The organism is Streptosporangium sp. NPDC000396 (assembly GCF_042898655.1).
Lineage (GTDB): Bacteria > Actinomycetota > Actinomycetes > Streptosporangiales > Streptosporangiaceae > Streptosporangium.
In genome coordinates this window covers 84,759-104,264 of the sequence record NZ_JBIAZA010000015.1, presented here as the reverse complement: position 1 = coordinate 104,264, position 19,506 = coordinate 84,759, and the positions used below count along the sequence as shown (strand labels likewise).

Below are 19,506 nucleotides of genomic sequence, written 5' to 3'. Positions count from 1 at the left end.
CAAGATGCCACGCGGGCGGCTGAGGGTCTACCTGGGTGCGGCGCCCGGGGTGGGCAAGACCTTCGCGATGCTCGGCGAGGGCCGCCGTGGACAGGAGCGTGGCAGGGACGTGGTCGTGGGTTTCGTCGAGACCCACGGCCGCTCCCGCACCGCCGAACTCCTCGAAGGCATGGAGATCATCCCCCGTAAGACGCTCGTCTATCGGGGGACCAGCTTCACCGAGCTTGACGTGGACGCCGTCATCGAGCGCGCGCCGAGGATCGCGCTGATCGACGAGCTGGCCCACACGAATGTGCCGGGGTCGAGGAACGCCAAGCGCTGGCAGGACATCGAGGAGATCCTCGACGCCGGCATCGACGTCATCTCGACGGTCAACATCCAGCATCTCGACTCGCTCAACGACGTCGTCCAGCAGATCACCGGCATCCCGCAGCGCGAGACCGTCCCCGACGAGGTGGTGCGCCGCGCCGACCAGATCGAACTGGTCGACATGTCGCCGGAGGCGCTCAGGCGGCGGATGGCGCACGGCAACGTCTACGCTCCGGAGAAGGTGGACGCCGCCCTGTCCAACTACTTCAGAGTCGGCAACCTGACCGCCCTGCGCGAGCTGGCCCTGCTCTGGGCGGCGGGAAAGGTCGACGAGCAACTCGACCGCTACCGCGCCGACCACGGCATCGCCGCGACCTGGGAGGCACGGGAGCGGGTGGTGGTGGCGCTGACCGGCGGCCCCGAGGGCGACACGCTGGTACGGCGGGCCGCCCGCGTCGCGGCCAGGACCAAGGGCGCCGATCTGCTGGCCGTCCACGTCACCAGCGCCGACGGCCTGGCCGGAGGCGATCCGGCCAACCTGGCCAGGCAGCGCGCGCTGGTGGAGAGCCTGGGCGGCACCTACCACCAGGTGGTCGGCGACGACATCCCGCGGGCGCTGCTCGATTTCGCCCGCGGCGTCAACGCGACCCAGTTGGTGCTCGGCGCCTCCCGGCGAGGCCGGTTCGCCCAGATCTTCTCCCGCGGCGTCGGCGTGGAGACCACCGCGCTGTCCGGCCCCATCGACGTGCACATGATCACGCACGACGAGGCGAAGAAGGGCCGCCGTCCCAGGCAGACCCGCGCGGCTCTGACCAGAACGCGGCGGCTGGCCGGATGGGCCCTCGCCGTCGCGGGGATGCCCGCGCTCACCGCGGCGCTGATCCCGTTCAAGAACGACCTGTCGCTGCCGAGCGAGATCCTCTTCTTCCTGGTCATGGTGGTCGGCGTCGCTCTGATCGGCGGCATGTGGCCGGCCATCACCGCCGCCGTCGGCGGCTCGCTGCTGCTCAACTACTTCTTCACCCCGCCGGTCGGCGGGTTCACCATCGCCGATCCGGAGAACCTGTTCGCCCTCATCGTGTTCGTGCTGGTCGCGGTCATGGTGAGCGCGGTCGTCGATCTGGCGGCCCGCCGTACCAGGGAGGCCGCCAGGGCAGGTGCGGACGCCGAGCTCCTCGCCACGCTGGCCGGGCACGTGCTGCGCGGCGAGGCCGCGGTGCCCTCGCTGCTCGCCCGTATGCGCGAGACGTTCGGGCTGGTCTCGGTCACGCTGCTGGAGAGGCGGCCCGGCACCGGCAGCATGCCGGACGACCAGACGGATCCGGACGCCTGGCGGATCATCGCCACCACGGGTGGCGCGCCGTGCACGTCCCCGTCCGTCGCGGACACCGACGTGGTCGTCGACGAGAATCTGGTCCTCACCGCGCGGGGCCGGTTGCTGGACGCGTCCGATCGCCGGGTGCTGGAGGCGTTCGCCGCGGAGGCCGCCGTCGCGTTGCGCCAGCAGCGCTTGGAGGAGGAGGCCGAGCAGGCCAGGCCGTTGGCCGAGGCGGACAGGATGCGCACCGCGCTGCTCGCCGCCGTCAGCCACGACCTGCGCACCCCGCTCGCCTCCGCCAAGGCGGCCGTGGAGAGCCTGGGCAACACCGAGATCGACTGGAGCGAGGAGGACCGCCGCGAGCTGACGGCCACGGCCGAGGAGTCGCTGAACAAGCTGGACCGTCTGGTCGCCAACCTGCTCGACATGAGCCGCCTGCAGGCGGGTGTCCTGGGCGTGGTTTTGCAGCCGGTGGCGCTGGAGGAGGTCGTGCCCCGGGCGGTCGACGACCTCGGCCCGCTCCGCGACCGTGTCGAGGGCGACATCTCCATCGAGCTGCCCGAGATCATCGCCGACCCGGCGCTGCTGGAGCGGGTGCTGGTCAACCTGATGTCCAACGCGGTGCGCTACAGCCCCCCGGAGGAGAAGGTTCTCATCACTGCGAGCTGGCACGGCGATCATGTGGAGATCCGTGTGATCGACCGGGGACCGGGCATCCCGCCCGACGCCCACGACCGTGTCTTCCTGCCCTTCCAGCGACTGGGTGACCGCGACAACCACACCGGTGTCGGCCTTGGCCTCGCCCTCTCGCGCGGACTGGCCGAGGCGATGGGCGGCACTCTCGTACCCGATGAGACACCAGGGGGAGGTCTCACCATGATCCTGACGTTTGCCATCTCCTCGCGGGCGCATGCTGTACAGGCGGAGGAGCTCGCGTGACGCGCATCCTCGTTGTCGACGACGAACCGCAGATCCTGCGGGCGCTCCGCATCAACCTGGTCGCGCGCCACTACGAGGTCGCGGTGGCGACCGACGGCGGCTCGGCGCTCAGGGAGGCCGCCGACTGGCACCCCGATCTGGTCATCCTCGACCTCGGGCTGCCCGACCTGGACGGCGTCGACGTCATCCACGGCCTGCGCGGATGGACGTCGATACCCATCCTCGTGCTTTCCGGCCGGACCGGTAACCAGGACAAGATCGAGGCGCTGGACGCGGGTGCCGACGACTACGTCACCAAGCCCTTCAACATCGAGGAACTGCTGGCCCGCATCCGTGCCGTCACCCGCAGAACCGGCCTGCACGAGGCCGAGCTCGCCCGCATCCAGGTCGGGGACCGCTTGATAGACCTGACCAGCAAGACGGTCTCCGACGGGATACGGCTGACGCCGACCGAGTGGCACATCCTGGAGCTCCTGCTGCGCAACCCCGGCAAGCTGGTCAGCCAGCGGCAGCTGCTGGCCGAGGTCTGGGGAGAGAAATACCTCAAGGAGACCCACTACCTGCGCCAGTACATGGCCCAGCTGCGCCGCAAGCTGGAGAAGGACCCCGCACATCCGGCCCACCTGATCACCGAGCCCGGAATGGGCTACCGGTTCAAGCCCTGAGCCTGTCGGCCGCCCAGGGTCGCCCGGCCGCTCAGGGTCGCCCGGCTGCCGTTCCCGCCGTACCCGCCGTGGGATATGCATAGTTATTTAGAGCCAAGGCATCAAAAGTCCATATAGATGGACAAATGTCACCCGTGTCGGGGGTGACGATGAAGCGTAATCCCCGACGCAGGAGTGACCCGATGTCCTCGCTACTGACCCCCGCTCGCGCCCAGGAGCCTCCTGATACCGGTGACAGGCACCGGCTGACGGTCGTCGGCGGCCTGGCGGCCCTCTCACTGGACGCGATGGCCTCGGTGGCCTACGGTCCCGAGGCCATCGTCCTGGTTCTGGCCCTCGCGGGTGGCGCGGGGCTCGGCTTCACCATTCCGGTCACGCTGACCATCGCGGCGCTGCTGGGTGTGCTGACCTTCTCCTACCGGCAGGTCATCGCCGCCTTTCCCGATGGAGGGGGCGCGTACGGCGTGGCCAAGGCATACCTGGGCCGCCGCGCCGGCCTGGTCGCGGGCGCCTCGCTCATCGTGGACTACGTCCTCAACGTGGCGGTCTCGGTGGCGGCCGGAGTCGCGGCGCTGACCTCGGCCTTCCCCGCGCTGCTGCCGTACACCGTCTGGATCTGCCTGGCGGTCCTGGCCCTGGTCACCGCGATCAACCTCAAGGGCATCGCGCACAGCGCCCGCGCCTTCATCGTGCCCACCGTGATCTACATCGGCGCCATCCTCCTGGTCATCGTGGCGGGTCTGGTCCGCACCGAGCCCGTGACGGCCGTCGAACACGCCGCGCAGGCGCAGAACCTGCAGACCGTCGGCGTCCTCCTGCTGCTCAAGGCCTTCGCCAACGGCTGCGCGTCCCTCACCGGCGTCGAGGCCATCGCCAACGCCGTCCCCTCGTTCAGGAAGCCGCGCGTCAGGCGGGCACAGCACGCCGAGGTCGCCCTCGGCGCGCTGCTCGCGGTCATGCTGATCGGCATCGCCGCGCTGATCGAGAAGTTCGCCATCGCCCCGGTCGACGGCGTGACCGTGCTGGCTCAGGTCACCCAGGCCTCGCTCGGCGACGGCCCGCTGTTCTACCTGGTGCAGTTCTCCACCGTGATCCTGCTCGCCCTGGCGGCCAACACATCCTTCGGCGGCCTGCCGGTGCTGGCCCAGCTGCTGGCCACCGACAACAACCTGCCGCACTTCTTCGCGCTGCGCGCGGACCGGCACGTGCACCGCTACGGCATCGCCTTCCTGACGGTCACGAGCGCCGTGCTGCTGATCGTCGCCCAGGGTGACATGAACCTGCTGGTGCCGCTGTTCGCGATCGGCGTGTTCGTCGGCTTCACGCTCTCCCAGGCGGGCATGGTCAGGCATTGGATCACCGACAGGCCCGCAGGGTGGAAGTGGCGCGCCGCGCTCAACGGTTTCGGCGCACTGCTGACCTTCGTCGCCGCCATCGTGGTCACGATCTCCAAGTTCACCGAGGGCGGCTGGCTGATCGTGGTCACGATGCCGCTGATGGTGCTGGCCATGGAGTGGGTCAACCGCTCCTACGCCCGCATCGGCGAGCGCCTGGAACTGGGCAGGACTCCCGTCCCGCCGCGGCCGCGTCGCTCTCTGGTGGTGGTCCCGGTGCACGCGGTCAACCGCCTCACCTGCGAGGCGCTCGCCGCCGCGCTCTCGCTGGGCGACCGGGTGGTCGCGGTCAACGTCACCTACCCGGGGGACGAGCGGGAGGCTCAGAGGTTCGTCGAGGACTGGGAGCGCTGGCACCCCGATGTCGAGCTGGTGCAGGTCTTCGACGCGCACCGGCGGCTGGACGCCCCCCTGATCGAATACATCAGGAGCGTGCCCGAGGCGCACGTGTTCGTGCTTGTCGCCGAGGTCGAGCCCGAGCATGCCTGGCAGCGGGTGCTGCAGAACCAGCGCGGTGCCGTGCTGGCCCGGGCGCTGCGCCGCCGTACCGACACGGTGGTGTGCCGGATGCGCTTCCGCGTCGGAGCGCGTACGGCGAGCGCGGCCTGACGGTGCGAAGCGCAGGCCAGTGGTTCGTTCCCCTTGAGCACCCGGAAGGAGGGAAAGGCTTGCCGTCAGGGTGGTGGGACAAGACGTTCGTGGCAATAGCCGCCTTCTCCTTTGTCGTGAGCTGCGCGGTGGGGTTCACCGCCTATCGCGCTCTCTCCCGCGACGTGGACACCTACCTGGCAAGCCACCGGCAGGTCACCGCCGAGGTTCTCGACGACCACCGTGGCGTGCCCAAAGGATTCATCGTGAAGGTCGCCTGGTTCGACGAGAGAGGCATGCGGCACAGCGGGACGGCACGCCTGCCGTCGGCCCAAGCCCCCGGGGAGCGCACGCGGATCTGGGTCGGCCCCGACGACAAACCGGCCCCGCCCCCGCTGGGGACGCCGGAGATCCTCGCCGGTTCTTCGATCATCGGGCTCATGGCGGGTGGCGTCAGCTCGGTGATCATCCTGCTGCTCCAGGCGGCTCGGGGAGTATGGATCGCGCGCCGGGCCATGGCGCGCTGGGATCAGGAATGGCGGAGATACGCGGACGTGGAGGGAGATTCCCAACGATGATGAGGCCCGGAATCCTCATGGATTCCGGGCCTCATCCGGGATGTCAGGTGCCGGGTCGTTCCACGGCGTCTCGAGGGCCGGAGAAGTCGCCCTCGAACCGGGGCCGGTCACCGGACCGCATGGGTAGGGCCGGTCAGAACGGCCAGGCGGCGGTGCGGGCCATCTCGATGTGCGGGATGGCTGTGAACCAGCCCGCCGACACATCCGTGATGACGTGCTCGTGGCCGGGCATCGTGATGGCTTCGGCGGCCTCGGCCGCGCTGCCGGGGTGGGTGAGGATCACGATCCGGTCGTAGCCGTCCAGGTGATGGCGCACGGCTGTCGCCGGGCTCGCCGAGCCGCCGACCGGGTGGAAGCGCTCGACCACCTCGGTGAGCGCATCTCCCTTCCTGATCGGAATCCTGGCGGTGGCCGTACCGAACTCCACCAGATCCACCGACGGGGCCCGCAGCGCGAGCGCGGCGCGGCCCCGAAGGTCGCCGTGTCATCGGCCCTGGATGACATGAGGTCGGTCCGGTCGACGAGTACCAACGTGCGGCCGGGCAATGCGGGGACGTTGGCCAGCGAAAGCTGCAACGCCTCGCGAAGCGCCCATGACCAGCGGGAGCCGGGCACCGAGCGCATGGCCGCCATGATCTCCAATGGGGTCACTCCCGAGCGGATCACCGCGGCCGGCTCGGCCAGCAGGGCCGCCACGCGGGCGGCGACCTCGTCGGACACCCCGGTCCGGTCGAAGTCGGGCAGGTGAGTGAGCCTGTCCTGGTAGGACATGGTGGGCAGCACAGCCGTCCAGGCGGCACCCGTCATGCCGCCCAGCAGCCAGCGCTGGACCGTCTGCCAGGTCATGGCCGCTCTGCTCAGGGTTTCGGCGGCATCGTGCCGCTCCAGGAGGGTGGCCCGCTTGTCGGCGGCGATCCAGTACAGCGAGCGGCGGGCGCGCAACAGCGGAAGTGCCTCGGGGATGCGGCTCGTGTCTCCGCGCCTTCGAGCCACCGCGTGACCGAACACGGCGGCCTGCGTGATGTCGCGCGGGCTCGGGTGGGTGAGCGCGAGCACGTCGGCGAACCGCAGCTGAGCCGCCGAGTTGTCGTAGGTGGCCAGGGCGGGTTCGTCGTAGAGGCGGATCACCGCGTCGGCGACGCCGCGCTTCACCGGTTTGGGTATGGCTCGGCCGTACCTGCGCAGCCAATAGGCGAGCAGTTCGCCGGGCTCATCGGCGCGCTGGAGCGCTCCCCCGACGAGCGACCTGCTCGCCGTACCGGCCAGCAGACAGGCGTGCGCGAGTTCAGAGACGGCGGCCAGCCGCAGATGGCGAAGCGCGTCATGGCGGCTCATCCAGCCGATCAGCCTGGTCAGCCAGGCGTCGTCGACCGTGGCGAGCCGGGTGGCGAGATCGGCGAAGCGTTCTGTGGGAATCCGGGCATGGCCGTCGGCGAGCGCGCGGGCGACGAGCAGGAACATCTCCTTCCTGCTGGTCTCCACGACGGCTGGCGCGCGGGTTGCCATGGCAGCTCAACTCCTTGAGGGTGATCGTTGAAGGGGCCGCCCGAGAAGGGAACCGGCTGTGTCCGGGGGTCGCAGCAAGCCGGTGGTGCACCGGGGGCCCCGCGTGCCGCGGATGGCACGCCGCAGGCCGCCTGGAATCCGCTGATTCGCCGAGGCGGCCCGCCGTCTATATATCCAGGAGTTCCTGGACTATGGACGGCGACATCGACTGCCCGCGGGCGGGCGCCGATGCCGGACGGCGGAGCGACGAAGCCGCCGCATCGGTCTCCTCTCCGCTGGCCGTGTCGAGTTATTCCACTATGCGTTTCACGGATTTCCGCCGCAAGTATCCTTTGCCCACAATCGGCGTGTGGACCGTAGAAAAGACGTTAATAGAGAATTCGCGTAAAGATGTGTCAGGATGTCTATGCGCGGCTTCCCTTCAGAGGGATATTCGGACTATGGACGGCAAAGTTCTCGACCTGATCCTCTTCGGAGCCTGGGCAGTGATTTTCCTGCTCGTCTCGCTGTTCGTCCCCGGCCTGGCCAACCTCGTCGTGTTCTGGGTGGGCTTCGCCGCCTTCCTCTGGTACGACGACCTGGTGCGCCACGATCACGACAGGCTACGCCCTCGGTGGGCCGGCGGTGGTCGTCGAGCGTGACGGTGAACGTGGCTACGCCTTTTCCACGCGGACCCCATGCCGCCGGAGCGTGTGAACGAAGGCGTGTTCGTCGGCGGGCGTGATGCCGTAGCGAGCACCGCTTTTCGTCTCCACCAGGAACACGTCATGCATGACGCGAGTGGCACACATACGGACCCGGCCCAGGCCGAGGTACCGCACGCCGTACAGGGCGATGCCAGGCATGACCAGCGCGGATAGGAAGCTGGGCGCCAGCTCGACGCGGGACACCTTGGCGATGTCGTCAAGCGGGACGCGGAAGCGGAGCATGGGGCCGTACTCGGCGCTCAGCGTGGTCCTGGAGACGGTGTAGCGCATCAGGGGGAAGCACAGCGCCAGAGCGAGCAGGTAGGCGGTGACCATGGTGAGCGCGATCCCGATGACGAACCGGGCCGTGCCCCCGTCGGCCAGATGGACGGCGGCCGCGAAGCCGAGGATCGCGGTCGCGGCGTAGAGCGACAGGTACCCCCTGGACGGGCGGGGGTGGAAGGACGCGGGGAACACCGGAAACCTCCTGGAGAAAGGCGCAGGCTCCGGCACATGGGGTGCCGGAGCCTTGGGGCTCAGCGCTGACCTGGCCTGCGGCCGCGGTTGGCGGCCTTCTTGCGGCGGGTCCGCTTCTTACGGGCGCGCTTGGACATGTCTCTCCTGTTCAGAACGGCCAGGCGCCGGTGCGCGCCAGCTCGATCGCCGGGATGGCGGCGAACCAGCCGTCATTGACCTCGGTGATGACGTGCTCGTGGCCGGGGGCGGTGACGGCCTCGGCGGCCTCCACGGCCGCCGCCGGGTGGGTCAGGACGATGACCCGGTCGTGTTTCTGGGCGTGCTCCCGTACGGCTTGCGCCACGGTCTGGCCGCCGCCCGGTCGCCGGAACCGGCCGAGGGTGCCCAGCAGCGTGGTTTCCATGGTCACCGGCTCGATCGCGGGACCGAACTGCACCAGCTCCACGGAGGGCGAGCGCAGCGCCAGCGCGGCGGCGAAGACGGCGGCGGCGTCGGCCTGCCTGGCCATGGCCGCGCTGCGGTCCACCAGGACCAGCGTGCGTCCGGACAGCACGGGCACCTGCGTCAGGGAGTGCTGGAGCGCCTTCTCCAGTGCCCAGGACCAGCGCGAGGAGGGCACGGAGCGGTAGGCCGCCCAGATCTCCATCGGCATCGCCCGGCCACGGGTCACCGAGCTCTCCTCAGCCAGGTCGGCGATGACCCAGTCGGCGATCTCGGAGGCGAGGCCGGCCGACTCGAAAGCGGGCAGCTGCGCCAGACGCTCTCTGACGCTCATCGATCGCAGGACGGCGGCCCACGCCTTCTCGGTCATCTCGCCACCCAGCCAGACGGCCACATCACGCCAGGTCATCGCGGCCGTAGCGAAGAGTTCGGCGATGTCGGGGCGGTCCAGCTGGCGCGGCCGCTTCTCGGTGGGTACGGCATGCAGCTCCGCGCGGGCCTTGAGGGCGGTCAGCGAGCCGGGGACAGGGGTGGGGCGCTTCAGCCGCAGCGCCGCGTACTGGAACACGTCGCTCTGCTTGCCGACCGGCTTGGGATGGGTGAGCCCGATCACCTCGGAGAAGCGCATGGGCGCGTCCTCGGCGTCGTGAACCGCGATGGCATGCTCGTCGTAGAGGCGCTCAACGGCCTTGGCCACGCCGTCCCTGATCGGCTTGGGGAAGGAGCGGCCGAGCCGGTGGATCGCATAGGCGAGCAGTTCGCCGGGCTCGTCCGCGCGCACCAGGACCTCGTTGATCAGCTGGCGCGCTTCGGCGGCGGTGCCCAGCTTCGCCGTCAGCCTGGCATGGACGAGTTCCACGGTGGCGGCGAGCGTGAACCCGCGCAGGGCGGGCCGTTCACGCGTCCAGCCGAGGAAGCCGCGCAGCCACGCGTCATCGGTGACGAGGCCGCCGACCAGGGAGGCGAGTCGGTCGCCCGGCTCCTGGGCCCCCTTGTCGGCCAGAGCGCGCGCGGCCAGCAGGAAGAGTTCCTTCCTGGCGGTCTCCACGGCTGCGGGCGCGAGGAACTGCGGTGTGGTCATGGACCTTTCTCCGTTGATCGAGAAAGGGACCTCCCGAGATGGAGAGGCATGTCTCTGAAAGGCCGCGAACATGGCGGAGGGAGCACGGCATGCCCGAGCCTGCTCTCCTCCGCCGGGCGCGGCGCGCACCGGGAGGCCCCTTGAGCGCGTGATCACGTAGTCGCGATCACGGCATGAATGATCGTCCCCGAATCAGGGGATCCGACATCGAGCAGTGCGGGCCGGGGAAGCGAAAGCGGCTGTGCGGTCATCCTGCCGGATCATTTCTTCCCCTCCTCTCTCTGCTCGGCTGACATCACTATCCATGCCGGAAAACGTGATGGCAAGTAGCCTTGACGGACCCTTGATGAGCAGGTCGGCCGAATGGCATAAATATCGCGTCAGGACTCGTCAGAGAGCTGTAGGGATGTCATATTCATTCGCCCCCCGCTTCCCGGAGTGCGATTTGATGAATTGTGGAATTCTCCCGTCAGAGGCCGCCACTGGAGTTCCTGCTCTCCGGTGGGTTCGTGGTGACCGTCATGGCCTGCGTGAGCGTCGCCGTTCTCGTTCCAGAAGGCGCGCCGAGCATCGTCGCGATGACTGTCGTGGCGGGAGCGTTCGCGGTCTGGTCGCGGAACCTGCTCGCCTCGTCGGTCACGGCACTGATGGTGTGGCTCTTCACGACGGGTTTCCTGGTGAACACCGCCGGGGAGCTGACCTTGAACCGGCCTGACGCGCTCAGGCTCGGGGTGTTCGCCGCCGCGGCGCTCCTGGGTCATGTGAGTGGATCGTTGCGGACACGTCTGCGTCGTAAGCGCCGGTTGATGAGGGCACGCAGCCATCCGCGCCGTCCCCCGGTGCTGCTGGGGCGCCTGCACCAGCGGCAGAGGGTGTGACTACTCGGGCCGGGCGGCGCCGAGGACGTGGTCGACGTGGTGGAAGGGGAAGCGCTCCAGGCGCTCGATGCGGAATCCCGCTCGCCGGATGGCAGAGAGTACGTCGCGCGAAGGACGGCAGCCGCCGGAGACTCTGGACCAGATCGGTGTCACGAGGGTCTCGGCCAGGGCGGCCAACGGGTTGCCGGAGCGCTGGTGCTCGTAGAACCGTAGCTCGCCACCGGGCCGGAGAACCCGCTTCACCTCTGAGAAAGTCGTCTCCAGCCGGGGTGCGCTGCACAGGATCAGCGAGCAGACGACGGCGTCGCACGACCTGTCGGGAACAGGCAGCCGCGTCGCGTCGCCGTCCATGATTTGCGCGGGGATCGAGGTCCGCTCGGCGGCGGACCGCGCCGCGGCACGGAGGAACGCGTCGGGCTCGACGAGGACGACCTCCTCCACGGCGGCCGGGTAGCAGGTGAGCTTGACCCCGTCGCCCGCTCCGATCTCCAGGACACGCCCGGTCAGACCGGCGAGCAGCAGCTCGCGCTGCGGCGTCGAACGAGAGTCGCCTTCGCGTCCCGTGCATACAGGGCGGGGATGATGGAACTGCTCCATCCCGCGCCCCAGCCGCTCACCGGTGCTCGAAGGTTCGCCCAGCTCCTGAAAAGCGCTCACGACCGTGGTTCCTCCTGATCCCGATATCTCTTGACACCACTCACTCAATGTCGCCCACTCCGTCTCCGAACGGAGCGATCGATACAGGACTCGTACGGATCGCCCGCTGATTCATACGTGTTCCTTACGCAATTTCCACTTTCGCCAGAGACGAGACGGATACCGTGCGCCACCTTGTGCCGGAAGTGATCCGGCGGCTCTTCTCATCCTGTGCTCGACCCGGGGGACGACCAGGCCCGGTCGCACGGCTCAAACGGTTCCGCCGGGTCGCCCGAAACGGCGGAAGGCGTCGGTGTGCCCGTCGAGCGACCGGGCGAAGGTTTCCTCCGCCGCCTGGAGCTGATCGCGCAGGGCGTCCAGGTCGAAGGGGTTTCGGGCATCGTCGCCCAGCACCGATGCCAGGAGCTCCTGTCCTTTGCGGAACGCGTCGTCCTGGGCCGCCTGTACGGCTTCGGTGATCGATTCTGCGAGCGTCCGGCTGTCCTGACGCAACGCCCTCGGGTCCAAGGCGATGTCCCGCAGCCGCCCGCCGTGATCGACGGTCGCCCGGATCAGACCGTCGGCGGCCTGTCCCTCGCCGGTGATGGCCTCCAGTTCCGATGTGGCCTCGTGGAGCCGACGGAGCGACTGCTCGCTCTCGCTGAGCATCCGGTCGAGGTCGCTGGGGCGCAGAGCGGAAGGATCGAAAGCCGACATGCGATCAGATTTAGCGGTTGGTGGGCGAGGGGAATCCATTATTGACGCGCTGACTACGCTTTACCATTCATTTTTAATGCGAAATATATGGATTGCGGTGAGATTCAAACTCGTGGCTGCAGGAAGATTGATCGGTCGATGATCATTTGAGGAGGGGGTCTCATGGCGGCCGGCGACAAGCACATCAGCTCCACCGCGATCGGGAGGACCGAGGAGGCGGTCGGCCTGCATCTCACGATGCCGCTCAAGGGCTACAAGACCAATATCAAGCCGCAGACCGACCTGCCGGCCGACGCGTTCGGCACGATCGGCGACATGATTCTCGGTGACGCCTACCGGGGGATACAGGAGGCCACGGAGAAGCTGATCGGGGACGCCGTCGAGGTCACCGAGGCCTGGGCGCGGACGCTGGAGTACGCGAGAAGGAACTGGCGAACCGCCGAGGACCTGAGCACCATGGACATCTTGGCCATGAGGATGTTCGTATGACGACGCCGCCCGGCTTCGGGCCGCCGGTTCCCCCGGGAAGTCCCGGATCCCCTTTTCCGCCGCCGCAGGTGCGCCCGCCGACCGGACAGTTCGGGCCGCCGGTTCCCCCTGGGAGTCCGGGGTCTCCTTTCCCTCCGGCGCAGGTGCGCCCGCCGGTGGGGCAGTTCGGCCCGCCGCACCCCGGCTATTCCGTAGCCCCGCCATCCCCGTCGTCCATCCCCAAGAGTCCGTCCCCAGCCGTGCGCACCTGGCGGATCGCGTCCGGCATGAGCGTCCTGGCCGTCGCCACCTGTCTCCTGGTGGAAGGGGCGCAGGGCAACGAGGAGGCGATCCGTCGAGCCAAGACCAGCTGGATCAACGCCCTTGGCGGCACACTCGGCGTGGAGGGGCAGATGATGCCCGGCGTGGAGACCGTGCGCAGGGCGATGACCGGATGGGACGCCGATGATCAGGACGCCTTCGAGGCCGCGCTCAACATCTTCAACAGCCAGATGGGCGCTCTGAAGACGTCGATGGAGTACATGGGTGAGGGGCTGGGTCACCTCGCGGACGCCTACGCGGAGTTCGACATGTCCCTGAGGATCACGGGGGTTTCGCTCATCACCGCATTGGTCGGGCTGATGGTCGCACGGCGGTTTCCCGCCACCGCGGCGGCGGCGGTGTTCGGGGAGGCCGTCGCGGTCAGGACCGCGAACATCACGGTGATCGCACTCCTCGGTCAGCTCGGCGCCTTCGTCGCGAACGCCGCGATGAACCTGGCCAGTCTCCGCAGTTCCCTGCTGAACATCAAGACCGTTCTCCCCACCGGGCCAGGAGCGATCAACTTCCCGTCCGCGAAGATCAACACAACGGGGCTTCCCCCCTTTCAGCCGCCTCCGGAGCGCGAGCCGGGCGAGCCACGGCAGCTCCCGCCGGGGAGCGAGGACTTCGACTGGAACATGCCCGAGCCCGACCGCTGAAAACACGGGCTCGGGGACATCGTCTCTTTTTCCTGATCGCCGAGCTGGTGGCGTGGCCGGGCCGCGGCAACGGCCGCGAGCTTTGAATCCGCCGGGGAAACCCGGCACCCGTCCCTCAGGATTTCGAGCGGCCCCAGGGAGTGGGTGCATATGGGGTTGTCCATGTCACCGTCGGTAGCGCACGCACGGGTCTACAGCGTCTCTACGGCACTTCTATAGTATTTCAACATCCGCCGCCAATAATGTGGTTATGTCGTATTTAATTCCTCGGATTAACTCCGACCGGCGGAGCCTTTTTCATCCCGCTTCGTGGGGCTGAAGAGCAAGGATCGCGCTGACGGGCCGATGTGGCCGAGGAGGGCGGCGGGTGCGGCGCGACGGAGTGACACCGAAGTCACCGAATGCAATGGTTGATCTTGGTTGACGCCCTTCCGGGAGCTTTCCTGTCTGCAGGTCATGTCCAGTGACCTGGCATCGGCCGGTGAGCTGCGATGTCAGGAAGTGGGCCCGCCGTTCGGCACTGTTCGGCACTGTTCGGCACAGTTCGGACCCTTTAGAGGTCATGTCTCAGCCCCTTAGATGGGGACGCGGTGAAAGCCCTTGGGGATGGAAAAAGGCTCGCGCCTCCGGCCAGGAGGTGTGAGCTCGTGATGAGCGGCGGATCGACAGGCGAGTCCACGTCCTGCCGGTCTGGGCAGGAGGTTACGTCGGATGATCGAGCTGGTCTACTCGGATATGGAGGAGGAGCAGGGGCTTCTCCTCCTGCTGGCGAATGGCTTTTCCGACCATATGATTGCCCGCCACCTCTGCGTGAGCCTGCGAACGGTGGAACGCAGGGTTGCCAAGCTCCACGCTCTCCTGGGGGCGAAGACCCGATTCCAGCTGGCCGTCCTGGCGTTGCGGGGCGGCCTGATCAAGCCGGGCGAGCTGGATGGCCCCTGCCCCTCTTCGAACCAGGCCCGAAAGGGCTCGAACCGCCCGCTGGAGTGCGTGTGCAATATGTAGCGCTTGGCTGCCGTGTCTTTCTGGGCATCACATTCGTCATCGCCGCGTTCGGAAAACTCCGCAGCAGGTCCGCGCTCGCCGAGTTCACGGATTCGCTCTCCGCCTGGGGATGGGCCTTCCTACCGGTTCACGGTCACAGGTTCGTGGCGCTCGCCGTGGGATTGGTGGAGGTCGCCGTCGTCGTGCTCCTCGCCTTCGATGTCACCGCACGTGTGGGTTTCATGCTCGCGCTGGCCGTTCTGCTGGTGTTCACGACCGCCCTGGGATCGGCGCTCCGCGGGAACCGCAGGATCAGGTGTAACTGCTTCGGCCGCTCAGGTGCTGACATAAGTGCCGTGCATCTGGTGCGGAACGTGATTCTCACGGTGACCGCGGGACTGGGCGTCACCGCATATGTTTCCGAGGGCGCATCCATTGCCGTCGAATCAACCCTTGTCACTCTGGCGGTGGCGGTGATCGGAGCGGTCGTTGTCACCCGCCTGGACGATCTCGCCTTTCTCGCCGGACGCTGACAAGCCTCCTGGCGAACATCACTGAACCGCCGCGACCGCCTTCGGCGACGACGGTCACGGATCTGTGCGTGAATCCGGTGCGCACAATTCTTCGAACGAGTCCCGGATCTTTTATGGGCGCCATGTGAAGACGACCCGAAATCTGGTATGCGAATCGTGGCGGGGGCCGTACCGGCGGCTTCCTGAACTCCATGGCTCGCTATGTCCACGATCGAGCCCTGGAGAGGACCAGCGGTGCGAAAAATCCATGCCGTTTTAACGGCCTTCGCTACTTTTGTGATGGCATTACCCGCGACCGTCTCCATCGCACACGCGGAGGCGGTCGCCACGCGGAACCAACTCCTGTCGCAACCATCGATCAGAACGAGTGCGAACACCTCGGCGGCGAAAGCGGCGACTTTCGAGGGGTTACAGGTCGCCGACATCGCGATCGCACTGAGCCAGGACGGGCGTACTGTGACCGTGAGCGTCACCGCCACGGCTCCGGTCCCCAACGCGTCGATCCGGGTGACCTTCTACCACGGCGGCCAGGCCAGTTCCCTGGGAACCCTGTCTCTCGGGCAGCTCGCCGACAAGCAGTCCGTTCAGCGGTCCTTGGCACTGCCGTCGCCGCCCGCCGGAGACAGCGGGATCGTGGCGCAGGTGTTCAGGGGTTCCGAGGCGGCGGATTCCCGTTTCATGGCGGTGCGCAGCGGAACCCACGGCATCGTCACGGCAGGCAGCTTCGACGCCCTGGCGGAGGCCGAACTGCAGCGGGAGCGGGAACTGGGCCGCTTGTCCGAGGGTGAGTTCCGCACGCGGGTTCTCAAACTCCACGAGGTCCCGAGCTCCGGCCCCTCGACCATCAAGGTCACGCCTCGCGACGGTGGGAAGGAGCCCTCTGCCGCCGCGGCGGGCGTGACGATCAGCGGGAAGATCACCTATCACGATTTCTCGAACACGCAGCGCGGGGTGCGAAACGCCCTGCTGGAGCTCGTCCAAGCCAACGGCCCACTGGTGCTCTCTCTTGGGAGAACGACGGACGCCGGGGACTTCAACGCGACCATCGCCGACTTCAGCGCCGGCGACTACAAGCTGAAGATCACCGCGGACAACGGTGCGGGACTCATCGAGTGGGCGTCTCTTCGGCCGTATTACGTGACATCCGGGTCCTACCGCTGGTCGCCGGGTAACGCGTATTCCGGGGTGGACGTCGACATCGTCAACAACAACGACGTCGGAAGAGCGTTCGCGCTCCTGGACGCCCTCCGCACGGCCAGCGCCTACTACCAGAGGATCCGCCAGGCCAGCTGGAAGCCGCAGCTCAGGGTGGATTACCCGGCCACCGGATCCCGGTCGTCCGACGGGCGCATCTCGATCTCCGGTAGTTCCGTGATCTGCCCCGACACCGGCACGAACTGCAACGAGGACGCCTTCGACTGGACCGTCCTCGCGCACGAGTCGGGGCATGTGGTCGCCAATGAGGGAGGTTTCGCTTCCAGCCCCGGCGGGTCGCACAATATCTGCGCCAACGCCTGGCAGGGCGGGACGTCGAAGCAGGACGCCAACGCCCTCGCCTTCAGCGAAGGCTGGGCCACGTTCTACGGGCAGGTGGCCCTCCAAGAACAAGGAGTGCCGTCGGGCATCCCGAACTATTCCCCGACGAGATACTTCGACGGCCCTCTCACCCCTCCGAATCCGGCGGGAAACCCGTTCTTCTACGACATCGAGACCGCGAGTGCGGCCACCGGCCCCGGCTCCGAGACGTGCACGCCGGAAGGTGAGGACAGCGAGCTGGCGGTTCAGCGGACGCTCTGGGACCTCTACGACACGCACGCCGACGCCGATTCCGGGGAGACCGCCGCCTGGGGCGCGCTGGCAGGCATCCTCGGCACGCTCGTCTCCAGCAGTCCCTCCTCGCTCTCGGCGGCCTACCAGGCGCTCAGCTCCGGCCGCAGCTGGCCGGATCGCAAGGCCGGGCAGAAGGTCCTCGCCGCACACGGCATCGGCCCGACCATCAAGATCAGTAACAATTACCCGCCCACGATCAACTGGGGAAACGGCGGGAACGGCAAACCCGGTGGGCCACCCACGCACAACAACAACAGCTTCGACGTGCAGTACGTCGACCCGGCCACAGGCACCGTCGTCAAAACCGTGGCGGCGGGCAGCGCCCAGACCTACACCCCGACCCCGGACGTCTGGAACCAGATCATCAACGGTCGTTCCAGTCTGGAGGTGCAGGTCGCGGGCCGTCAGACGGACTCCCCGGGGAGCGGCCCCTACCTCAGCCCGCCATCTGCCCTCTCGGTCGTCGGATTGAGCGTCAGGTCCGCCACGAGCTGGGACAATCTTTGGCAGAACTACGGCGACAAGGGCGGTGACTGGAACGGCGGCGACGGCGTTCAGTCCACGAAACTGCCCGATGGCAGCACCGCGTGGTTCTACAACGATTCATTCTGGGGGAATGTTTCCCCCGACGGAACGCGGCCTCTGTTCCTGAACACCAAACCCCGGAACATGGTGGTCGTCCAGAAGGGCACCGGCAGCACCCTGAAGAGTTTCGGCGGACCGGCGGATCCGTTCCTGAACCCGCTGAACCTGCCCGGCACCCTGGTGGCCAGCCCCGCCCCCTACAACAACCAGTCGCGCTATCACATATTCGGCGGCGACGGCATCATGGTGGGCGACACCCTGCACAAGTTCTACGTCATCATGGACGGCCAGGGTGGCAACGTCGCCTTCCCTGACTTGCCGGTCGGGAACGCACTGGCCACGTTCACCTGGGACGGTTCCAAGCTGACGGCCTCCCCGGCCCAGACGCTGGGAGTGCCGTGGACAGGCGTCCAGTGGGGGATCGCCGCGCTCAACGAGGGCGGCCACACCTACATCTATGGCGACGAGGACGTGGCCGGCCCACCGGTCGCGAAATATCTGCACCTGGCTCGGGTCCCCCAGGGAAGCATTACCGACTGGGGTAAATGGGAGTATTGGACCGGATCTTCGTGGTCGTCGTCAGCCTCGGCGTCTATCAGAATGATGCCGGGTGTTTCCAACGGATTCTCGGTAACCAAGATCAACGGTAAGTACGTGCTGCTGACCAATGACTCCAATGGCAACCAGCCCTGGTCGGCGGTGGCATATTATGCCGACCAGCCCTGGGAGTTCACCTCCACCCTGCCCAAGAACACGATTTACACTCCCCCGGCCAAGCCCGGCCAGATCCAGTACGAATATCGGATCCACCCGCAGTTCTCCAACGGCAGTCGTGTGCTCGTCGGATACTCCACCAATACTCTCAGGCTCGACAACGCGTGCATGGGAGAGAACGACTACGACGCCCGGATCTACCGCCCGCGGTTCCTCGATGTGCAACTGCCCGGACTTCCCGGCTCTTCGGGAGCCCTGCCCACCACTGGCGCCCCCGCTCCAACCCCCTATCCGAACACCCCGCCCGTCCCCCCTGCCGAGCAGACATGGCACATGGTCGATTCCGCCTACAGCGCGAGCCATTGCAACCCGAGCAGTCCGGCGGCCGCGCCGGCTCCCGCGCTGACCGCCACCCCCACGGCCAACACGGGTGTCGCCCTCAAGTGGACGATCAGTCCGGCGGCCATGTGGATCTACCTCGTCCAGTACCACGACGACACCGCCGATCCGAACTGGAACAACCCCCCGGCCGGCGACCCCAACTGCAAACAGGCCGCTTCCCAAGGCGGCTGGTGTCAAATGGTCTATCCCATCAACGGCTTGCGGGCCTTCACCATGGAGAACCTGACGGCCTACCACAAGTACCGGTTCAGGGTTGCCGCCGGTCCCTGGCGATCGGGCGGCACGACCTGGTCCAGCGCCGTCCAGGCCACACCCGTCATTCCACCTCCGACCGGCACGCCCGCCAACGTGACGGCGACGCCCGGCCGTGGAAGCGTGAAAGTCACCTGGACCGACAACAATCCCAACGTCTGGTTCAGAATCATCCGCAGCGACGGGACGACTGTTCTGAAAACAGATCCGACGCCCAACAAATCCTTCACCTGGTACACCTCCCTGGAGGGAGATCCCGAGCATCCACGCGAATACGAATTCTGGATCGTGGAGAGCAACCAGGGCGGCGACGGGCCTGACTCGGCGCACGTCCGAGTCAAGCCGCTTCCCTGCGGCCTGCTCGTCGGGGTAGCTTGCGATCAGCCATGACACATCCGGTCCGCTCCCTTTCCCGGGAGCGGACCGGACCGCGTTGTCGCGTGTTCCGCTGACTCCGGTGCCGAACGTGGATGGCCGATGGCGACCATGTCGTGCTCGCGAGCAGTTCCGTCAGGGTGTCCGGTACGGTCTTTCCCGTTGAAATT

17 protein-coding genes are annotated in these 19,506 nt (G+C 67.5%); 11 read left to right on the top strand and 6 right to left on the bottom strand.

Features of this window, described 5'->3' with window-relative positions:
* Window positions 1-4 precede the first annotated feature (4 nt).
* The 4 genes from ACFY2X_RS24590 to ACFY2X_RS24575 all read left to right on the top strand — a co-directional run bounded on the left by ACFY2X_RS24590 (window position 5) and on the right by ACFY2X_RS24575 (window position 5,791).
* Window positions 5-2,566: a DUF4118 domain-containing protein gene (locus tag ACFY2X_RS24590; protein WP_389941445.1), complete on the top strand. Its 2,562-nt coding sequence runs from the start codon at window positions 5-7 to the stop codon at window positions 2,564-2,566.
* Entirely contained in the window at window positions 2,563-3,231 is a 669-nt protein-coding gene (locus ACFY2X_RS24585) for a response regulator (protein WP_389941442.1), read from the top strand. The genes ACFY2X_RS24590 and ACFY2X_RS24585 overlap by 4 nt, the downstream gene beginning before the upstream one ends.
* A 182-nt stretch (window positions 3,232-3,413) precedes the next feature.
* Entirely contained in the window at window positions 3,414-5,234 is a 1,821-nt protein-coding gene (locus ACFY2X_RS24580; protein ID WP_389941439.1) for an APC family permease, read from the top strand.
* Between the two features lie 59 nt (window positions 5,235-5,293).
* A complete protein-coding gene (locus ACFY2X_RS24575) occupies window positions 5,294-5,791 on the top strand; it encodes a hypothetical protein (RefSeq protein WP_389941436.1) in 498 nt (165 codons plus the stop codon).
* A gap of 133 nt (window positions 5,792-5,924) precedes the next feature.
* Here ACFY2X_RS24575 and ACFY2X_RS24570 read toward each other — a convergent pair whose 3' ends face one another.
* Complete coding sequence (locus ACFY2X_RS24570) at window positions 5,925-6,107, bottom strand: hypothetical protein (RefSeq protein WP_389941435.1); 183 nt, start codon at window positions 6,105-6,107, stop codon at window positions 5,925-5,927.
* On the bottom strand, window positions 6,071-7,297 hold the full coding sequence (locus tag ACFY2X_RS24565; protein ID WP_389941432.1) for a TROVE domain-containing protein: 1,227 nt from the start codon (window positions 7,295-7,297) through the stop codon (window positions 6,071-6,073). Before ACFY2X_RS24565 ends, ACFY2X_RS24570 begins: the two co-directional genes overlap by 37 nt.
* 440 nt (window positions 7,298-7,737) lie before the next feature.
* Between ACFY2X_RS24565 and ACFY2X_RS24560 the strand changes: the two genes are divergently transcribed.
* Entirely contained in the window at window positions 7,738-7,938 is a 201-nt protein-coding gene (locus tag ACFY2X_RS24560; protein ID WP_389941429.1) for a hypothetical protein, read from the top strand.
* Between the two features lie 12 nt (window positions 7,939-7,950).
* Here ACFY2X_RS24560 and ACFY2X_RS24555 read toward each other — a convergent pair whose 3' ends face one another.
* Both ACFY2X_RS24555 and ACFY2X_RS24550 read right to left on the bottom strand, forming a co-directional pair.
* Window positions 7,951-8,460: a PH domain-containing protein gene (locus ACFY2X_RS24555; protein WP_389941426.1), complete on the bottom strand. Its 510-nt coding sequence runs from the start codon at window positions 8,458-8,460 to the stop codon at window positions 7,951-7,953.
* A 148-nt stretch (window positions 8,461-8,608) separates the two neighbouring features.
* The gene (locus tag ACFY2X_RS24550; RefSeq protein ID WP_389941423.1) at window positions 8,609-9,982 is read right to left on the bottom strand and encodes a hypothetical protein; all 1,374 of its coding nucleotides are present in this window, start codon (window positions 9,980-9,982) and stop codon (window positions 8,609-8,611) included.
* 455 nt (window positions 9,983-10,437) lie between these two features.
* On the opposite strand from ACFY2X_RS24550, the gene ACFY2X_RS24545 reads away from it, so the two are divergent.
* Window positions 10,438-10,860 carry a hypothetical protein gene (locus ACFY2X_RS24545; RefSeq protein ID WP_389941420.1) on the top strand — a complete coding sequence of 141 codons (423 nt, stop codon included), beginning with the start codon at window positions 10,438-10,440 and terminating at the stop codon, window positions 10,858-10,860.
* Here ACFY2X_RS24545 and ACFY2X_RS24540 read toward each other — a convergent pair whose 3' ends face one another.
* Together ACFY2X_RS24540 and ACFY2X_RS24535 are read right to left on the bottom strand one after the other, a co-directional pair.
* Window positions 10,861-11,517, bottom strand: a complete 657-nt coding sequence (locus tag ACFY2X_RS24540) for a class I SAM-dependent methyltransferase (RefSeq protein ID WP_389941417.1) — start codon at window positions 11,515-11,517, stop codon at window positions 10,861-10,863.
* A gap of 249 nt (window positions 11,518-11,766) precedes the next feature.
* Window positions 11,767-12,213 carry a YbaB/EbfC family nucleoid-associated protein gene (locus ACFY2X_RS24535; protein ID WP_389941414.1) on the bottom strand — a complete coding sequence of 149 codons (447 nt, stop codon included), beginning with the start codon at window positions 12,211-12,213 and terminating at the stop codon, window positions 11,767-11,769.
* Window positions 12,214-12,375: 162 nt separating this feature from the next.
* Here ACFY2X_RS24535 and ACFY2X_RS24530 point away from each other — a divergent pair, with 162 nt between their 5' ends.
* The 5 genes from ACFY2X_RS24530 (at window position 12,376) to ACFY2X_RS24510 (ending at window position 19,351) form a co-directional block, all read left to right on the top strand.
* Complete coding sequence (locus ACFY2X_RS24530) at window positions 12,376-12,702, top strand: hypothetical protein (protein WP_389941411.1); 327 nt, start codon at window positions 12,376-12,378, stop codon at window positions 12,700-12,702.
* Between the two features lie 266 nt (window positions 12,703-12,968).
* Window positions 12,969-13,661, top strand: a complete 693-nt coding sequence (locus ACFY2X_RS24525) for a WXG100 family type VII secretion target (protein ID WP_389941408.1) — start codon at window positions 12,969-12,971, stop codon at window positions 13,659-13,661.
* Between the two features lie 711 nt (window positions 13,662-14,372).
* The gene (locus ACFY2X_RS24520; protein ID WP_389941406.1) at window positions 14,373-14,666 is read left to right on the top strand and encodes a response regulator transcription factor; all 294 of its coding nucleotides are present in this window, start codon (window positions 14,373-14,375) and stop codon (window positions 14,664-14,666) included.
* Complete coding sequence (locus ACFY2X_RS24515) at window positions 14,648-15,178, top strand: MauE/DoxX family redox-associated membrane protein (RefSeq protein ID WP_389941404.1); 531 nt, start codon at window positions 14,648-14,650, stop codon at window positions 15,176-15,178. Before ACFY2X_RS24520 ends, ACFY2X_RS24515 begins: the two co-directional genes overlap by 19 nt.
* 234 nt (window positions 15,179-15,412) lie before the next feature.
* Window positions 15,413-19,351: a DUF5005 domain-containing protein gene (locus ACFY2X_RS24510; RefSeq protein WP_389941402.1), complete on the top strand. Its 3,939-nt coding sequence runs from the start codon at window positions 15,413-15,415 to the stop codon at window positions 19,349-19,351.
* The last annotated feature ends 155 nt before the right edge of the window (window positions 19,352-19,506 follow it).

Bases quoted from the DNA above. Each gene is read 5' to 3' on its own strand.
- ACFY2X_RS24590 (WP_389941445.1), top strand. From the start codon at position 5: ATGCCACGCGGGCGGCTGAGGGTCTACCTGGGTGCGGCGCCCGGGGTG.
- ACFY2X_RS24580 (WP_389941439.1), top strand. From the start codon at position 3,414: ATGTCCTCGCTACTGACCCCCGCTCGCGCCCAGGAGCCTCCTGATACC.
- ACFY2X_RS24565 (WP_389941432.1), bottom strand. From the start codon at position 7,297: ATGGCAACCCGCGCGCCAGCCGTCGTGGAGACCAGCAGGAAGGAGATG.
- ACFY2X_RS24560 (WP_389941429.1), top strand. From the start codon at position 7,738: ATGGACGGCAAAGTTCTCGACCTGATCCTCTTCGGAGCCTGGGCAGTG.
- ACFY2X_RS24550 (WP_389941423.1), bottom strand. From the start codon at position 9,982: ATGACCACACCGCAGTTCCTCGCGCCCGCAGCCGTGGAGACCGCCAGG.
- ACFY2X_RS24535 (WP_389941414.1), bottom strand. From the start codon at position 12,213: ATGTCGGCTTTCGATCCTTCCGCTCTGCGCCCCAGCGACCTCGACCGG.
- ACFY2X_RS24530 (WP_389941411.1), top strand. From the start codon at position 12,376: ATGGCGGCCGGCGACAAGCACATCAGCTCCACCGCGATCGGGAGGACC.
- ACFY2X_RS24525 (WP_389941408.1), top strand. From the start codon at position 12,969: ATGAGCGTCCTGGCCGTCGCCACCTGTCTCCTGGTGGAAGGGGCGCAG.
- ACFY2X_RS24520 (WP_389941406.1), top strand. From the start codon at position 14,373: ATGATCGAGCTGGTCTACTCGGATATGGAGGAGGAGCAGGGGCTTCTC.